The 501-nt window shown below is 75.8% G+C and carries 1 pseudogene; it reads right to left on the bottom strand.

Going from position 1 to position 501, the window contains the following annotated elements:
• Positions 1 to 390, bottom strand: a pseudogene (locus tag GPJ59_RS36915) (hypothetical protein); the annotation flags it as partial.
• Positions 391 to 501 lie beyond the last annotated feature (111 nt).

The raw sequence follows: 501 nt of genomic DNA, 5'->3' as shown, positions 1-501 counted from the left end.
AAATACAGAACTACCCGCGGTCGTGGTGGCGGGGAGGTTTGTAAAAGAAACAGCTCCGGGTGGGGCTGCCGCCGGGGCTTCGGCGACCGCGCGCCGGCCGTCACCGTCCCGCCGTACCGCCCCGACCTCGTAGGACCACTGCTCCAGCGGCACCCCGGCGGGACGGCCGGACGCCGTCTGCGCCCAAGCGGCCACCGCCTGCCGGACACCCTGCTCGACGGAGGCATCGGGAGCCGCAAGGGCTTCCGGGGCTTCCGGGCCGGACGACGGGGCGCCGGGCGGTGCGACGCAGCCGCCGGCGGCGCCGACGGCTGCGCACAGCAGCACCGCCGACAGCAGCAGACGCAGCAGACACAGCGGACGCAGCAGACGCAGGGGGGCCCGGACCATCAGGCGATGGTACGGCGGGGCAGCCGGCCGGCGGCCGGGCGGGAACCACGACCGCCGGACCGCCGGACCACTGGACCGGTGACCCCGTAGCCCGGCAGCCCGCCCGACGAC

Source organism: Streptomyces bambusae (assembly GCF_019400985.1).
Lineage (GTDB): Bacteria > Actinomycetota > Actinomycetes > Streptomycetales > Streptomycetaceae > Streptomyces > Streptomyces bambusae_A.
The sequence above is the reverse complement of the archived record's forward strand: the minus strand, read 5'-3'. Positions and strand labels throughout refer to the sequence as shown.